Below are 14,174 nucleotides of genomic sequence, written 5' to 3'. Positions count from 1 at the left end.
CATATGACATCAACCACCCCGACACGGGATGGTTGGCGATTGAAACAGCCGAGCGTCATACCGGGTTTCGGTTTGACGCTCGGCTTTACGCTCGCCTACTTCTCTCTGATTGTGTTCATCCCCATGGTCGCGCTCGGCATTCGCAGTGCCGGGCTCGGCTTTGACGGGTTCTGGAAGGCCGCGACCGATCCGCGAGTGCTTGGCGCCCTGCGGGTCAGCTTCGTCACGGCGCTGATCGCTGCCGGCGTCAATGTCATCTTCGGCACGCTGATCGCCTGGGTGCTGGTGCGCTATCGCTTTCCCGGCCGGCGCATTTTCGATGCGGTGGTCGACCTGCCGTTTGCGCTGCCCACGGCGGTCGCGGGCATTGCGCTGACCGCCATCTACGCACCCAACGGTATCGTGGGGCAGTGGTTTCCGTTCCGCATCGCCTACACGCCGATCGGCATCGTCATCGCCATGATCTTCATTGGCCTGCCGTTCGTGGTGCGCACCATCCAGCCCATTCTCGAAGAGGTCAGCCGCGAGGTCGAGGAAGCCAGCGCCACGCTCGGCGCGACGCGTTTCCAGACCATTACACGCGTCATCCTGCCAAGCCTGACCCCCGCCATCTTGACCGGGTTTGCGCTGGCCTTCGCCCGTGGCGTCGGTGAATACGGCTCGGTGATCTTCATCGCCGGCAATATCCCCTTCGTGTCGGAAATCGCCCCGCTGCTGATTTATATCCGGCTGCAAGAATTCAACTATGTCGGTGCCACGGTGATCGCCGCGGTGATGCTCATCATCTCGTTCGCGATGCTGTTCTTCATCAACCTGATCCAGGCCTGGAGCCGCAAGAGGTTTGGCTATGGCAACTAAGATCAGACATCTTCACCGCCATCACACCTCCCCGGTCAGCGAAAGCCGGACGGTCCAGGTGATCGCGATCTTCCTGTGCCTGCTGTTCATGGCGCTGTTCCTCATCCTGCCGCTCTGGTCGGTCTTCATCGAAGCCTTTGCCAAGGGCGTCGGGGCGTATTTTTCGGCCTTGGTCAACAAGGACGCCCAGAGCGCCATTCGCCTGACCCTGCTGGTGGCGGCGGTTGCGGTGCCGCTGAACGTCGTCTTCGGCGTCTGCGCCTCCTGGGCCATTGCCAAATTCGAGTTCAAGGGCAAGGCCTTCCTGATCACGCTGATCGACCTGCCGTTTTCGGTGTCGCCGGTGATTTCGGGCATGGTCTATGTCCTGCTGTTCGGAGCTGGCAGCTTCCTGGGCCCATGGCTCAAATCCTATGGCATCGAGGTGTTGTTCGCGCTGCCGGGCATTATCCTCGCCACCATCTTCGTCACCTTCCCCTTCGTCGCCCGCGAACTGATCCCGCTGATGCAGGACCAAGGCACCGGTGACGAGGAGGCGGCGCTGTCGCTCGGCGCCAACGGCTGGCAGACCTTCTGGCGCGTCACGGTGCCTAATATCCGCTGGGGCCTGCTCTATGGGGTGCTGCTGTGCAATGCCCGCGCCATGGGCGAGTTCGGCGCGGTGGCGGTGGTTTCCGGCAAAATCCGGGGCAAGACCACGACGATCCCGCTGCAGGTGGAAATCCTCTACAATGAGTATAATGGCGCCGCCGCCTTTGCTCTGGCGTCGCTCTTGGCCATGCTGGCCCTGTTGACACTGGTGCTGAAGTCGTTTCTGGAATGGCGCTTCGGCGATGAACTCGCGGCCACCGGCCGCCACTAGATGCACACGCGGCCACGGCCGCCACCAGACTTGGGACCAGTCTTTATATGCAAGTTCGCATTGCCAATGTGCGCAAGGAATTCGACCGATTTCCCGCGCTGCACGATGTCTCGCTCGATATCCATTCGGGCGAGCTGATCGCGTTGCTGGGGCCGTCCGGTTCCGGCAAGACCACGCTGCTGCGGCTGATCGCCGGCCTGGAGACGCCGACCGACGGCAAGGTGTTCTTCGGCGATATCGACGCCTCGGAAAAGACCGTACAGGAGCGCAATATCGGCTTCGTGTTCCAGCACTATGCGCTGTTCCGGCACATGACCATTCTGGAAAACGTGTCCTTTGGCCTGAGCGTGCGCCCGCGCGCCACGCGGCCGCCGTCCGGCGAAATCCGCGGCCGGGCCATGGAACTGCTCGATCTGGTGCAGCTTTCGGGGCTGGAGAAGCGCTATCCGAACCAGCTTTCGGGTGGTCAGCGGCAACGCGTGGCGCTGGCGCGGGCCCTGGCGATCGAGCCGGGCGTGCTGTTGCTTGACGAACCCTTCGGCGCGCTCGACGCCCAAGTGCGCCGCGAGCTGCGCAAATGGCTGCGTGAAATGCATGACCGGACGGGGCACACGACGGTGTTCGTCACCCATGATCAGGAAGAAGCGCTCGAACTGGCCGACCGGCTCTGCGTCATGAGCCAGGGCAAGATCGAGCAGGTTGGCTCGCCCGACACGGTCTATGACAATCCCACGTCGCCGTTCGTCTTCGGCTTTATCGGGGAATCCAGCGAGCTACCGGTGACGGTGGAGAATGGCGAACTGTGGTCCGGCGGTCGCGCCATCGGCGTGCCCGCGCCTGATAGCAAGACCGGCGAGGCCCGCCTGTTCTTTCGCCCGCATGATGTCGAACTGGTCGAGCACGAGGCATCGCTGGCGGGGGTGGTGACATCATCGCGCCGCGTCGGCGGCACGCGCCGGGTGGAACTCGAAATCGGTGGTGATGGCCACAAGGTCGAGATCGATTTGCCGTTCGATCATCCGGCTGGGGAGAAGACGCGATTGGCGTTTAGGCCCAAGCGCTGGCGGTTGTTTTAGCTCTCACTTCTCTCTTTGGGGGAGAGGTCGACCGTCTTCGGTCGGGTGAGGGGGCCTTTACTTGGCTCGGTGCTTGGGGAAGGCCCCCTCACCCGACGCTGCGCGCCGACCTCTCCCCCAAGGGAGAGGTGAAAAAGGCCGCCTGTCGGCCCGCTAGACGGCCCAAACCCCCCTTCTATACTTCCCGCGGCTTGATCCGCGGGCCTCTATCAACCCGGCACAAGCGGACAAAGGCCCGCGGATCAAGTCCGCGGGAAGACCGGTGGGTGGGATAATTCGTGTTCCCAGATTCTAGTGCAGCGTCACCGGCTCCACCACCGTCCCAGCCTTGCCCTTGTCCACCGGCTCGGGGCTGGCCCAGAACACCACGTAGAGCAGTTCTTCGCCGCCCTCGTCGGTGATCTCGATGGAGCGGGGCGCCTTGGGGTCGTCGCCTTCGCCCAGCGCGCGGCCGATGATGGCCTGGCCAAGTTCGGCGGCGTGGCGTTCGGCCGCGTCGAGGTCTTCGAGCTCGTCGCCCTTATCGTCGCGGACGACGCCGTCATCGGTGCGGTAGTGGAAATAGTATTTCGGCACGGTAAGCTTCCTGGGAGGAAGGGAAAGCCGCAACGCGAGGGATGGTTGCAACCGGGCCAGTGTGCTCGCCTCAAACCTGATCCGTCAATGTCCGATAGCGGTGGCGATGCCAGATCAGTGGCTCAAGCTGCGGCGAAATCTCGCTATGCACGATGGCGCCGGCGAACAGCACATGCGTGCCGGTCTCGATACTGCCGATCAATTCGCAATCCAGCGTGGCGACGGCGCCCATCAGCATCGGATTGCCCGACGGCCAATTGCCCCATTCGCCATAGGTGAAGCGATCATCGCCCAGCTTGCCCGCAAAGGCATCGCCGATCAGCTCCTGCCCCTGGGCCAGCATGGCCATGGAGAAGCCGCGCGACATCAGGATGAGATCAGCGAGGCGCGCGGTGATGTCGATGGAAACGAGGACTGAGGGCGGCGTGGCGCCCAGCGACAGGGCGGCGGTGACCGTCCTGCCAATGGTTTCGCGTGCATGGGTCGTGGTGATGACGCTGACGGTCGCCGCCATCGACCCCATGGTTTCGCGAAACTCGGCGAGGCGAACCGGCGGGTGGGCCGGTTCGCGCAGGCGCATTTCGGTCAGCGCGAAACCATCCTCGGGCAACACTTGTGCTTTAGGCCTTGAGGTTGGCTTCGGCGAATTCGTAATTGGCCAGCTTGTCGAGGAAGTTGGTCACGTAGTCGGGACGGCGATTGCGGAAATCGACGTAGTAGCTGTGCTCCCACACGTCGAGGCCGAGCAGCGGCTTGCCTTCGCCGGTGGCGAGGGGATTGGAGCCGTTCGGGGTCTTGGCAGTCTTGAGCTTGCCATCCGAGGCCAGCACCAGCCAGGCCCAGCCCGAACCGAACTGCGTGGTCGCGGCGGTCTTGAACGCGTCCTTGAACGCATCGACACTGCCGAAATCGGCGACGATCTTGGTTTCGAGCGAACCGCCCAGCTTGCCACCGGTGGGGCTCAGCGCGTTCCAGAAGTGGATGTGGTTCCAATGCTGGCCGGCATTGTTGAACACGGGCGCCAGATCAGCCTTGCCATTGGCGAAGGCGATGATTTCCTCGAGGCTCTTGCCCTGCAGGTCGGGGTTCTTTTCCACGAAGCCGTTGAGCGCGGTCACGTAAGCTTGGTGGTGCTTGTCGTGGTGCAGCTCAAGGGTTTCCTGGCTCATGCCTTTGTCGGCAAGGGCGGAATGCGCGTAGGTCAGGTTCGGAAGGGTGAAGGCCATGGTGGGCTCCTCTTTTCGTTACGCGGCGAATCTTGCAATTCCCCGCCGGGACGTATAATTCCAAGCCATGGCTTTGAAAACCATCGACACGCCTAAGTCAAGTCAGGGAATGCAAAACACCGCCTGGTCGCCACGCGATCCGGCGGAACGAATTCTCATGGCCCTGAAAATGCATGGCGCGCTGTCTTCGGCACGGCTTGGCGAGATGCTGGGCACGACCGGCGAAGCGGCGCGGCAGCAATTGGTCAAACTCGCCAAAGACGGTCTGGTTGCGGCGAGCGATCAGCCCGGTCCTGTCGGGCGGCCGCTGCAGATTTGGCGGCTGACGGCGCAGGCAGCGACGCGGTTTCCCGATACGCATGCGGCGCTGACGGTGCAGATGCTCGATATCGTGCGCAATACGCTGGGGGAGGGTGCGCTCGATGCCATCGTCGCCGCCCGCGAAACCCAGACGCTGGCCAGCTACGGCGCGGCGATGGAAGACCGCATTAGCCTGCGCGACAAGGTGGCGGCGCTTGCCGATATCCGCTCTGCCGAAGGCTATATGGCGGAATGGCGCGAGGAGCCGGACGGCACGCTAGTGCTGATGGAAAACCACTGCCCCATCTGCGCGGCCGCCGCTGTCTGCCAGGGCTTTTGTCGGGCGGAGCTGGAAGTGTTCCAGACCGTCCTGGGCGCCGAGGTGCGCCGCAATGAGCATATGCTCGCGGGCGCGCGCCGCTGTGCCTATACGATCACGCCGGGCAAGGACGACACGCATGAATGATCCCGTGCGTCCGCCTGTCGGCACGCGGCTGACCCGCACTGGCTGGGAGATTCCCGAGGCGCTGGACGAGCCCATGGTCCGCGCGGTGGTGGATAGTTTTTATGCCAAGGCGCGAAAAGACGATGTGATCGGCCCGGTGTTCAACCGCGTCATCGCCGAGGCGGACTGGCCCGAGCACATCGACAAGATTACCAGCTTCTGGTCGTCCATGCTGCTTGGCACCGGCACCTATGGCGGCCGGCCGATGCCCAAGCACATGGCGATCCCGGAGCTTTCCGACGCGCATTTCTCGCGCTGGCTGGCGCTGTTTCGCCAGACCGCGCTGGAGCTGTGCCCGCCCGATGTCGCCGAGCTGTTTATCGAGCGTTCAGAAAGGGTTGGCCAGAGTTTCAGACTCAATATTGCAGTGCGGCGCGGTGAGGATGTGACCCGCATGGGCCGGTTGCCGCGCGAATAGGCCACTTCGGCAAGAGCCCTCAAGCCACTGTCGTCCTTAAAGATTACCTTGCTGGACAGGATCACGCTGCCGTGTATTCTTTCCCGATCGCCGAGGCGAACGCGCCCGGCAACAAGGGAGGGTTTGTTTTGGATCGTCGCTCGTTTTTCACCAAGGCCGGTGTCGCCGGTGCCGGCGCAGTTGCCGCCACCACCTTCGCCGCGCCCGCCATTGCGCAGAGCCAGCCCAAGGTCTCGTGGCGCCTGGCGTCGTCGTTTCCGCCCAGCCTCGACACCATTTATGGGGGCGCCGAGACGCTTTCGAAATACCTCTCCGAAGCCACTGACGGCAATTTCACCATCGATGTGTTCGGTGCCGGCGAGCTGGTTCCGCCCCTTGAGGTGGCCGATGCCGTGGCGGCTGGCACGGTGGAAATGGCCCATAGCGTCGCCTATTATTTCTGGGGCAAGGACCCGACCTGGGCGCTGTTCGCCTCGGTGCCGTTCTCACTCAATGCCCGCGGCATGAACGCCTGGTACTATTATGGCGGCGGGCTGGAGCTCTCCAACGACTTCTTCGCGCAGCAGGGCATCGTCGCGTTCCCCTGCGGCAATACGGCAGCCCAGATGGGTGGCTGGTTCCGCAAGGAAATCAACACCGTGGCCGATCTTGAAGGCCTCAAATTCCGCGTTGGCGGCTTTGCCGGCTCCGTGTTGCAGAAGCTCGGGGTGATCCCCCAGCAATTGGCCGGTGGCGAGATCTATCAGGCGCTGGAAAAGGGCACGATCGACGCCGCCGAATGGGTTGGCCCCTATGACGACGAAAAGCTCGGCTTCCAGAAGGTCGCGCCCTATTATTACTATCCCGGCTGGTGGGAAGGCGGCCCGACCGTGCACGCCATGATCAACAAGGCCAAATGGGACGAGCTGACCCCCGCCTATCAGTCCCTGTTCAAGACCGCCTCGCAGGCGGTCAGCGCCGACATGCTGGCCAAATACGACTTCGTCAACCCGACCGCGATCAAGAAACTGGTCGGCGCCGGCGCGCAATTGCGTCCGTTCAGCCAGGACATCATGGAAGCCAGCTTCAAGGCGGCCAACGAGGTCTATGCCGAAATGTCCGGCAGCAATCCCGGCTTCAAGAAAGTCTGGGACTCCATCACCGCGTTCCGCAAGGACCACTATTTGTGGGAACAGATCGCGGAGTACAATTATGATCAGTTCATGATGACCCAGCAGCGGGCGGGGACGCTTTAGGGTTCAGGTGGATTGAGGAATTCGGGCCAGTGTGAACAGCGCCGGGCTTCTTCATTTGGCAGGATAGCTCCTCCCCACCATTCTTCCCGCGGGCTTGACCCGCGGGCCATTGGCCGCTTGTGCCATGCCGACGGAGGCCCGCGGATCAAGTCCGCGGGAAGTGCGGTGAATGGGGAGCGAATAGGCGCTAGTTAAAACTCGGCGGCGCGCTCATGTCGAACTTGGGCGGTGGCGTGGTCCCCTCACCTTGTTGGGGCAGAGTGATGTGGATCGTATCCAGATCTACCGCCGGACCATCATTGAGAAACGCTGTCACGAGCCCCGGCCAGACGATCAAAATCGCCACCAGGATCAGTTGCAGCACCAGCCACGGTATCGCCCCGAGATAGATATCGCGGGTCTTGACCGTCTCTCTCGGGGCGATGCTGCGCAGGTAGAACAGCGCGAAGCCGAAGGGCGGGTGCATGAAGCTGGTCTGCATATTGGCGCAGATCATCACGCCGAACCAGACGAGGTTGATGCCGAGCGCCTCGGCCACCGGCGCCACCAGCGGGATGACGATGAAGGCGATCTCGAAGAAATCGAGGAAGAACGCCAGAACGAAGACGAAGAGGTTGACCACGACCAGGAAGCCGATCACGCCGCCGGGCAGGTTGGCCAACATGGCCTCGATCCAGTGGCCGCCGCCGACGCCTTGGAACACGAGGCTGAACACTCGCGAACCGAGCAGGATGAACACCACCATTGCGGTCAGCCGCATGGTGGATTGCATGCCCGACCAAACCAGCTTCCAGCTCATCTTGCCGTTCATCCAGGCCAGCAGCATCGAGCCGGCCACGCCCATGGCGCCGGCTTCGGTGGGTGTCGCCAGCCCGAGGAAGATCGTACCCAGCACGATGAAGATCAGCGCCAACGACGGAATGATGCCGCGCGCTACCTTCTTGGCCAAAGCCCAGCCGTGCAGCGTGCGCGCTTCGGGCGGCAAAGCCGGAACATCCTGCGGGCGGATGATCGACAGCAGCAGCACCCAGCCGGCAAACAGCAGCACTTGCACGATCGAAGCCCCGGTGGCCCCGATATACATTTCGCCCGGCGACACCTGCAATTGCGCGGCCAGCACGATCAGCACCAGCGAGGGCGGGATCAGTTGCGTGATGGTGCCCGAGGCGGCAATGACGCCGGTAGCGTGGCGGACATTATAGCCGTAACGGGCCATGATCGGCAGCGAGATCAGCCCCATGGCGATGACCGAGGCGGCTACCGTCCCGGTAATGGCGCCCAGCACCGCGCCCACCAGGATCACCGCATAGCTGAGCCCGCCGCGCACCCCGCCGAACAATTGTCCGAACCCCTCGAGCAGATCTTCGGCCAGCCCTGATTTTTCCAGGATCACGCCCATGAAGGTGAAAAACGGAATGGCCAGCAGCAGCTCGTTGGAGAGCACGCCGAACAATTGGTATGTCAGGTTGCCGAGGAAGTTGGGCGCGATCAGGCCGAGTTCGATCGCGCCCAGCCCGAAGAACAGGCCGACGGCGGCGAGCGCGAAGGCGGCGGGGTAGCCGGTGACCATAAACAGCACGAGGCCGCCGAACATGAGCGGCGCCATATTGGCGCGGATGAAATCGATCATTGCAGCGGCTTCTCGTAGGCGAATTCGCGCACATAATCTGTGGTCAACGCCATGATGCATTTGATGATTTCGGATATGCCCTGCAGGCCGAGCACCGCAAAGCCCAATGGGATCATCAGCTTGGCCGGCCAGCGGATCAACCCGCCGGCGTTCAGCGAGCCCTCATGGGTGACGTAGGACTGCACGAACCACGGCCAGGTGAAATAGATCATCAGCACGCAGAGCGGCATCAGGAAGAACAGCCCGCCCAGCAGGTCTATCCAGGTGCGCGCCCTCTCGCTGATGGCGCCATAGATCAGGTCGACCCGGACATGCTCGTTCATCTTGAGCGCCCAGGCGCCGCCCAGCATCACCATGGCGGCGAACATGTACCAGACGGACTCTGAAAGCGTGTTGGAATTGGTGCTGTAGAGCTTGAGTAGCCAGCCAAACACACCGCCCCCATAGGTGCGCTCGAACCACAGCATGGCGCCGGTGGAATAGCGGAACAGCGCATTGATGGCGCTGACCGCCGCCGAGAGCAGCACCATCCAGATCGCCACCAGCCCGACCAGGCGGCTGATTTCGTCGATGATGCGGGTAATGCGCAGGGCGAATGCCACGCGATCGTCCTCCCTGATCTCCCTTGGGGTCTATCGCCCCTTGCGGGCAGACTGCCATGGCTGGGGAGAAATGCAAACCGCGATGGCGGATTGTGAACGGCTAAGTGGTCGAGGGCACGTCGATTTCAAACACCGCTTCGCCGTCGCTTTGAGGCGATTGTCAGTCGGCTGAACAGATCACTTCGCCATCGATCTCGACCGGGCCGTCGCGATAGAGGCTGACGTGATAACGGCCGGGGAAGAAGCCGTCTTGTTCCGCATCGGCCTGCGTGGTGATCAGCAATTCGGACGACGAAAAGGCGCCGCTATTGTCTTCGGTATAAAAGCGCAGGTTCAGCACGTTCTCGTCGTACCAATATTGCGTCAGCATCGCATCGGTGAAGACCACGACCGGCTGATCCGCCGCCGGCCCATCAAGGCCCGCCCGCAGTTCGGTGCGCAATTGCAGCAGCGGATCGCCCGAACCATGCGGCACCACGCCCATGATGTCGAAGGCGACATGCTGATCTTGGACGCTGCAGGATAGAGTTCCCGTGGCGGCCGCAGGCAGGATACCGGCCAGCAGCATGACAGCGCTCAAAGCGATAGGGGGCAGATACATGGCGAGGGCCTTCGGTGATGATATCTTGAGCGCCCCTATAATGGGCTCAGGTTGAACCGCCGACACGCCGCTCATTCAGCCTGGGTTCACCCGCAGAGGGCGATGACGAGGACAGTCCCGCCGCACCAGTTTTCGAATAGAGCATTCATGCCCAAGCGTTCTGCCTCCGTCACCGCGCTGCTCGCCGCCATGCTGGTGCTGGCAACAAGCCTTCCCGCTTTCGCCGCCAGCAATATCTGCGACTTCAAGGCGTATGCCGATGGCAGCGACCCGGCCGGTACCAATGTGCGCAGTGGACCCGGTACCGATCACGGCATCATCGGCGTGCTCAAGGCCTATGGCGAAGCAGGCTATGAATGGACCCCGGGGTTCCAAGTTACCAAGTTCGAGAATGGCTGGTTCCAGATCGGCGATGCGCTTGTTGGCCAGTATGGCGACGGCCTGGAGGAAACGGTGTTTAAGGGTCCCGGTTGGGTTTCGGCCAAGCTCGTGGATTTTGACATTCAGGACTGGCGGCTGCGCGACGCACCATCAATTGATGCCCAGGTGACGCTGGAGATGAACTCCGGCACGCCGTGGAGCCTGGATGATGTGCACATCGCCACGGTTCATGCCTGCGAAGGCCGATTTCTTGAGGTGACGCTGGCCAATCCAGCCGGCCAGACCAAGCGTGGCTGGATCACCGACCTCTGCGGAAATCAGGTGACCACATGTTCATGAGGTCCGTCGCCCTTGCTGCCGTAATCATCGGCTTCGCAGCCGCCCCCGCTTTCGCCGCGGCCGTGACTTACGCGGGAACGCGCGGCGACCAGAACATCATCCTCGAACTCACCGAGCCCGAGGATGGTCCAGTGCTCGGCCGCTATACACAGCTATCCGACGGCGCGGACGTGCCGCTGCATTTCGTTGCATTGGGCAAGGACGGGTTTGAGCTGGCCGAGGAAAAGCGGTGTACGCCCCAAATCTGCGTGGTGCCGGAGGACGGCGACTACAGCGCCGCGCCGCTGGGGGCGCACTGGATTCTCCATTATGCGGCCGACCGCTCGACGCTGACCGGCTTCTGGCATGCCGAACCGCCCGGCGCCGCCGTGGTCGCGGTGACGCTGAAGCGCGTCGGCCAGCGGGTCTACGACCGCGAGGACGGCTTCTCCTACGATTATTTCCTTTGGAACGACTATGATGGCGCCCCGATCACGCCCGAAACCACACCCTACGATTATGCCAAGATGCAGGTGGCGCTGACTGAAGGTCCGCTCCAGACCATGAACGGCGCGACCTATCGCGACGTGGTCGATCCGCGCACCAAGTTCACCTTTCCCCGCGTCGTGTCGCTGCCGGGCGGTGGCGATATCGCTCCGGTCAACACCATGCTTGACCAGCAGCGTTGGGCCACCAGTTTCGTCGGCCTGCAATGCCTGGGCCAGGACTATCTCAGCGGTGGCTGGGATACCCGGCGCGTCGGCAATGGCTATAGCCCGCTGGGCGACGTCGACCAGGAAGGCATTTCGGTCGACTATATCAGCGACACCGTCATGAGCATCAGCCAGGGCGGTAGCCTCTATTGCGGCGGCGCCTCGCCCCACAATCACATCGATTATTACACCTACGATGTCCGTGCCGGTGGCGCGCTGGATCTGAGCCGGATTTTAAAGGACTGGGACGCAGCCAGCAACGATCCGACCCAGGCATTGGCGGATTGGGTCATTGCGGCCTATCCGAAGACATCTGATTATGATGCCGATTATGCGGCCGAATGCGAGATCAACGAGAACATCGCCAAGCATCTCGATATCAGCTTTGCCTCGGACGACACCGCTGTGTTCCTGATCGGCGGCATCGACCAGGCCGCCTGCATGGGCGCCATCGTCACCATGCCGCTCGCCCAGATCAGGGACCTGCTGACCGATACGGCGTCCGACTATTTTCCGTCGCTGAACGCCTGAGGAACGAGCCGAACCGTGCGGCATTGCGCATTGAGGAGAACACCGCCAGGCTTGTGAGATTGATTTCAGCACGCATTAAATCCCTGTATTTTTGTAGGAATTTGCCGATGACACTGGGTTTTGTTGGGACAGGTACGATCACCGCTGCAATCGTGCGGGGACTGCGGCGGGACGGGGACGATCGGCCGATCGTGCTGTCGCCGCGCAATGCGGAACTGGCTGCCGCGCTGGCTGCCGGCTTTCCCAATGTGCAGATCGCCGCCTCCAACCAGGATGTGCTTGACCAATGCGATACAGTGTTCATCGCCGTCACGCCGCAGGTCGTCGCCGAGGTGATGGCGGACTTGCGCTTCGAGCCGCGTCACCGCGTCATCAGCCTCGTTGCCACCGTTTCGATGCGCCGCCTGTCGGAATTGGTTGAACCGGCCGGGCGATTGCGCCGCGCAGTGCCGCTGCCCTTCGTCGCCAGTGGGCTGGGGGGCACTTTGCTTTACCCGGCGGACCCGGAGATCGAAGCGCTGTTCGACCGGCTTGGCCGCGCCATCACGCTGGCCAGCGAGGACGATATCGATGTGCTGACCATCGCCAGCGCCACCATGAGCGCCCACTTCGCCATCATGGCCAATATCGACAGCTGGTTGGTGGCAAAGGGCATTCCGCCGGAACAATCGCGGGCCTACCTGACCCAGCTTGGGGTGGGGCTCGCCGCCGCGGCCGCAGCCAATCCCGAAGTGGGCTATGCTCAACTGGTGCGCGACTACGCCACGCCGGGAGGGCTCAACGAGCAGCTACGCCGGCATCTGGATGAAACCGGCGCGCAGCAGAGCTACACCGAGGGGCTGGACGGGCTGTTTGCCCGCGTCAAAGGCCGATGAGGCGAATTAGACGATAGGCTGGTGACTACGCCGTTGATTTTCTGCGTAATCCAAATAATATCTCACCCAATAGACTGGTAATGGCCAGCAGGGCGGAGACGGTTCAATGGCATCTTTGGATTTGCGCAATATCGAAAAGGGCTACGGCACCGTTTCGGTTATCAAGGGCATCGACCTGCATGTCGACGAGGGCGAATTCGTCGCCTTGGTTGGCCCCTCGGGCTGCGGCAAGTCCACCATTCTGCGCATGATCGCCGGGCTTGAAGACATCACCGGCGGCGAGATTGCTATCGGCGATCAGGTCGTCAACGACCTCACCCCGCGCGAGCGCAATATCGCCATGGTGTTCCAGTCCTACGCGCTTTATCCGCACATGACCGTGTCGCGCAATATGAGCTTCAATCTCGAGCTTTCCGGCAAGCCCAAGGCCGAAATCGCCAAGCGCGTCGCCAACGCCGCTCGCATGCTGGAACTGGAACCGCTGCTCGACCGCAAACCCAGCCAGCTCTCGGGCGGCCAGCGCCAGCGCGTCGCCATGGGCCGCGCCATCGTGCGCGATCCCTCCGTGTTCCTGTTCGACGAGCCGCTGTCCAACCTCGATGCCAAGCTGCGCGTGCAGATGCGCGGCGAAATCAAGGCGCTGCACAAGAAGGTCGGCGTGACCTCGATTTACGTCACCCACGACCAGGTCGAGGCCATGACCCTGGCCGACCGTGTCGTGGTGCTCGATAAGGGCGTGATCCAGCAATCGGGCACGCCGATGGAGCTGTATCGACACCCGGCTAATGTGTTTGTCGCCGGCTTTATCGGCTCGCCGTCGATGAACTTCCTCGATGCCAGCATCGTCGGTCCGGGTCAGGCGAAAACACCCGAAGGGGTTGTGTTCGATTTCGTACCGGGCGGGGCGGTGTCAGCGGGGCAGGCGGTCATCATCGGCCTGCGGCCCGAGCATTTGCTGCTGGATGGTCCGGGCACGGTGATCGAGGGCGATGTCGACTATGTCGAGCCCACCGGTGGGCAGACTTTTGTGAATTTGCAGATCGGGGGCCGTGCGATCACCGTAGTGGTCAGCGGCGCCGTGGACGTAGACGCCGGCAGCCGCCTGAGCGTCCGCGCCGGCCGCGAACAGGTGCATGTGTTTGATGCGGCGAGCGGTATGCGGGTCAGCGCTTAAAGCCGCGGCAGGCAGCGCTACGGCACTGCCTTCGCTTCTTCCCCTCCCTTTCTTCCCGCGGACTTGATCCGCGGGCCGTTCACAACACGGCATGCGCTTTGGGAGGCCCGCGGATCAAGTCTGCGGGAAGGACCGTGGTTGGGGCATCGATGCCGCTCACTCGACGAGTCGTCGACGGCAGCAACGTTTCCGAACCCACGGTGTCATTCCGGCGCAGGCCGGAACTATCCAAGATATTTTAGTAGCCGCGAGGTCGCCGAACGAAAGCTCGCGCGTAGTCCTACACCTCGGGA

16 protein-coding genes are annotated in these 14,174 nt (G+C 62.5%); 10 read left to right on the top strand and 6 right to left on the bottom strand.

Going from position 1 to position 14,174, the window contains the following annotated elements; all coding sequences use genetic code 11:
• Positions 1 to 3 precede the first annotated feature (3 nt).
• From cysT to ABIB57_RS02855, 3 genes are read left to right on the top strand one after another with little or no spacing between them, the layout of a single operon-like run.
• Entirely contained in the window at positions 4 to 858 is an 855-nt protein-coding gene (cysT, locus tag ABIB57_RS02865; protein ID WP_354038323.1) for a sulfate ABC transporter permease subunit CysT, read from the top strand.
• Positions 848 to 1,720 carry a sulfate ABC transporter permease subunit CysW gene (gene cysW / locus ABIB57_RS02860; RefSeq protein WP_299726031.1) on the top strand — a complete coding sequence of 291 codons (873 nt, stop codon included), beginning with the start codon at positions 848 to 850 and terminating at the stop codon, positions 1,718 to 1,720. Before cysT ends, cysW begins: the two co-directional genes overlap by 11 nt.
• Before the next feature lie 47 nt (positions 1,721 to 1,767).
• Positions 1,768 to 2,796, top strand: coding sequence for a sulfate/molybdate ABC transporter ATP-binding protein (locus ABIB57_RS02855; protein WP_354038322.1), 1,029 nt, complete (start codon positions 1,768 to 1,770; stop codon positions 2,794 to 2,796).
• A gap of 291 nt (positions 2,797 to 3,087) precedes the next feature.
• Here ABIB57_RS02855 and ABIB57_RS02850 read toward each other — a convergent pair whose 3' ends face one another.
• From ABIB57_RS02850 to ABIB57_RS02840, 3 genes are all read right to left on the bottom strand, one after another.
• The gene (locus ABIB57_RS02850) at positions 3,088 to 3,372 is read right to left on the bottom strand and encodes a DUF6894 family protein (RefSeq protein ID WP_354038321.1); all 285 of its coding nucleotides are present in this window, start codon (positions 3,370 to 3,372) and stop codon (positions 3,088 to 3,090) included.
• A 70-nt stretch (positions 3,373 to 3,442) separates the two neighbouring features.
• Positions 3,443 to 3,982, bottom strand: a complete 540-nt coding sequence (locus tag ABIB57_RS02845) for a flavin reductase family protein (RefSeq protein ID WP_354038320.1) — start codon at positions 3,980 to 3,982, stop codon at positions 3,443 to 3,445.
• Positions 3,983 to 3,992: 10 nt separating this feature from the next.
• Positions 3,993 to 4,598, bottom strand: a complete 606-nt coding sequence (locus ABIB57_RS02840; RefSeq protein ID WP_354038319.1) for a superoxide dismutase — start codon at positions 4,596 to 4,598, stop codon at positions 3,993 to 3,995.
• Between the two features lie 157 nt (positions 4,599 to 4,755).
• Between ABIB57_RS02840 and ABIB57_RS02835 the strand changes: the two genes are divergently transcribed.
• The 3 genes from ABIB57_RS02835 to ABIB57_RS02825 all read left to right on the top strand — a co-directional run bounded on the left by ABIB57_RS02835 (position 4,756) and on the right by ABIB57_RS02825 (position 7,056).
• Positions 4,756 to 5,364, top strand: a complete 609-nt coding sequence (locus ABIB57_RS02835) for a helix-turn-helix transcriptional regulator (protein WP_354038318.1) — start codon at positions 4,756 to 4,758, stop codon at positions 5,362 to 5,364.
• Entirely contained in the window at positions 5,357 to 5,821 is a 465-nt protein-coding gene (locus tag ABIB57_RS02830) for a group III truncated hemoglobin (protein WP_354038317.1), read from the top strand. Before ABIB57_RS02835 ends, ABIB57_RS02830 begins: the two co-directional genes overlap by 8 nt.
• A gap of 128 nt (positions 5,822 to 5,949) precedes the next feature.
• Positions 5,950 to 7,056 (top strand): TRAP transporter substrate-binding protein, encoded by a 1,107-nt coding sequence (locus ABIB57_RS02825; RefSeq protein WP_354038754.1) that lies wholly within the window; start codon positions 5,950 to 5,952, stop codon positions 7,054 to 7,056.
• A 187-nt stretch (positions 7,057 to 7,243) separates the two neighbouring features.
• On the opposite strand, the gene ABIB57_RS02820 is transcribed toward ABIB57_RS02825, so the two are convergent.
• From ABIB57_RS02820 to ABIB57_RS02810, 3 genes are all read right to left on the bottom strand, one after another.
• The gene (locus ABIB57_RS02820; RefSeq protein WP_354038316.1) at positions 7,244 to 8,686 is read right to left on the bottom strand and encodes a TRAP transporter large permease; all 1,443 of its coding nucleotides are present in this window, start codon (positions 8,684 to 8,686) and stop codon (positions 7,244 to 7,246) included.
• Complete coding sequence (locus ABIB57_RS02815) at positions 8,683 to 9,288, bottom strand: TRAP transporter small permease subunit (protein ID WP_354038315.1); 606 nt, start codon at positions 9,286 to 9,288, stop codon at positions 8,683 to 8,685. The genes ABIB57_RS02820 and ABIB57_RS02815 overlap by 4 nt, the downstream gene beginning before the upstream one ends.
• Positions 9,289 to 9,448: 160 nt before the next feature.
• Positions 9,449 to 9,889: a hypothetical protein gene (locus ABIB57_RS02810; RefSeq protein WP_354038314.1), complete on the bottom strand. Its 441-nt coding sequence runs from the start codon at positions 9,887 to 9,889 to the stop codon at positions 9,449 to 9,451.
• Between the two features lie 147 nt (positions 9,890 to 10,036).
• Here ABIB57_RS02810 and ABIB57_RS02805 point away from each other — a divergent pair, with 147 nt between their 5' ends.
• The 4 genes from ABIB57_RS02805 to ABIB57_RS02790 all read left to right on the top strand — a co-directional run bounded on the left by ABIB57_RS02805 (position 10,037) and on the right by ABIB57_RS02790 (position 13,881).
• The gene (locus tag ABIB57_RS02805) at positions 10,037 to 10,609 is read left to right on the top strand and encodes an SH3 domain-containing protein (protein ID WP_354038313.1); all 573 of its coding nucleotides are present in this window, start codon (positions 10,037 to 10,039) and stop codon (positions 10,607 to 10,609) included.
• Complete coding sequence (locus tag ABIB57_RS02800) at positions 10,600 to 11,832, top strand: hypothetical protein (RefSeq protein ID WP_354038312.1); 1,233 nt, start codon at positions 10,600 to 10,602, stop codon at positions 11,830 to 11,832. The genes ABIB57_RS02805 and ABIB57_RS02800 overlap by 10 nt, the downstream gene beginning before the upstream one ends.
• Positions 11,833 to 11,939: 107 nt before the next feature.
• Complete coding sequence (locus tag ABIB57_RS02795) at positions 11,940 to 12,707, top strand: pyrroline-5-carboxylate reductase (protein WP_354038311.1); 768 nt, start codon at positions 11,940 to 11,942, stop codon at positions 12,705 to 12,707.
• 106 nt (positions 12,708 to 12,813) lie between these two features.
• Complete coding sequence (locus ABIB57_RS02790; RefSeq protein WP_354038310.1) at positions 12,814 to 13,881, top strand: ABC transporter ATP-binding protein; 1,068 nt, start codon at positions 12,814 to 12,816, stop codon at positions 13,879 to 13,881.
• Positions 13,882 to 14,174 lie beyond the last annotated feature (293 nt).

This window comes from Devosia sp. UYZn731, assembly GCF_040546795.1.
Lineage (GTDB): Bacteria > Pseudomonadota > Alphaproteobacteria > Rhizobiales > Devosiaceae > Devosia.
The sequence above is the reverse complement of the archived record's forward strand: the minus strand, read 5'-3'. Positions and strand labels throughout refer to the sequence as shown.

Bases quoted from the DNA above. Each gene is read 5' to 3' on its own strand.
- ABIB57_RS02810 (WP_354038314.1), bottom strand. From the start codon at position 9,889: ATGTATCTGCCCCCTATCGCTTTGAGCGCTGTCATGCTGCTGGCCGGT.
- ABIB57_RS02790 (WP_354038310.1), top strand. From the start codon at position 12,814: ATGGCATCTTTGGATTTGCGCAATATCGAAAAGGGCTACGGCACCGTT.
- ABIB57_RS02855 (WP_354038322.1), top strand. From the start codon at position 1,768: ATGCAAGTTCGCATTGCCAATGTGCGCAAGGAATTCGACCGATTTCCC.
- ABIB57_RS02840 (WP_354038319.1), bottom strand. From the start codon at position 4,598: ATGGCCTTCACCCTTCCGAACCTGACCTACGCGCATTCCGCCCTTGCC.
- cysT (WP_354038323.1), top strand. From the start codon at position 4: ATGACATCAACCACCCCGACACGGGATGGTTGGCGATTGAAACAGCCG.
- ABIB57_RS02830 (WP_354038317.1), top strand. From the start codon at position 5,357: ATGAATGATCCCGTGCGTCCGCCTGTCGGCACGCGGCTGACCCGCACT.
- ABIB57_RS02820 (WP_354038316.1), bottom strand. From the start codon at position 8,686: ATGATCGATTTCATCCGCGCCAATATGGCGCCGCTCATGTTCGGCGGC.
- ABIB57_RS02795 (WP_354038311.1), top strand. From the start codon at position 11,940: ATGACACTGGGTTTTGTTGGGACAGGTACGATCACCGCTGCAATCGTG.
- ABIB57_RS02835 (WP_354038318.1), top strand. From the start codon at position 4,756: ATGGCCCTGAAAATGCATGGCGCGCTGTCTTCGGCACGGCTTGGCGAG.
- ABIB57_RS02800 (WP_354038312.1), top strand. From the start codon at position 10,600: ATGTTCATGAGGTCCGTCGCCCTTGCTGCCGTAATCATCGGCTTCGCA.
- ABIB57_RS02805 (WP_354038313.1), top strand. From the start codon at position 10,037: ATGCCCAAGCGTTCTGCCTCCGTCACCGCGCTGCTCGCCGCCATGCTG.
- cysW (WP_299726031.1), top strand. From the start codon at position 848: ATGGCAACTAAGATCAGACATCTTCACCGCCATCACACCTCCCCGGTC.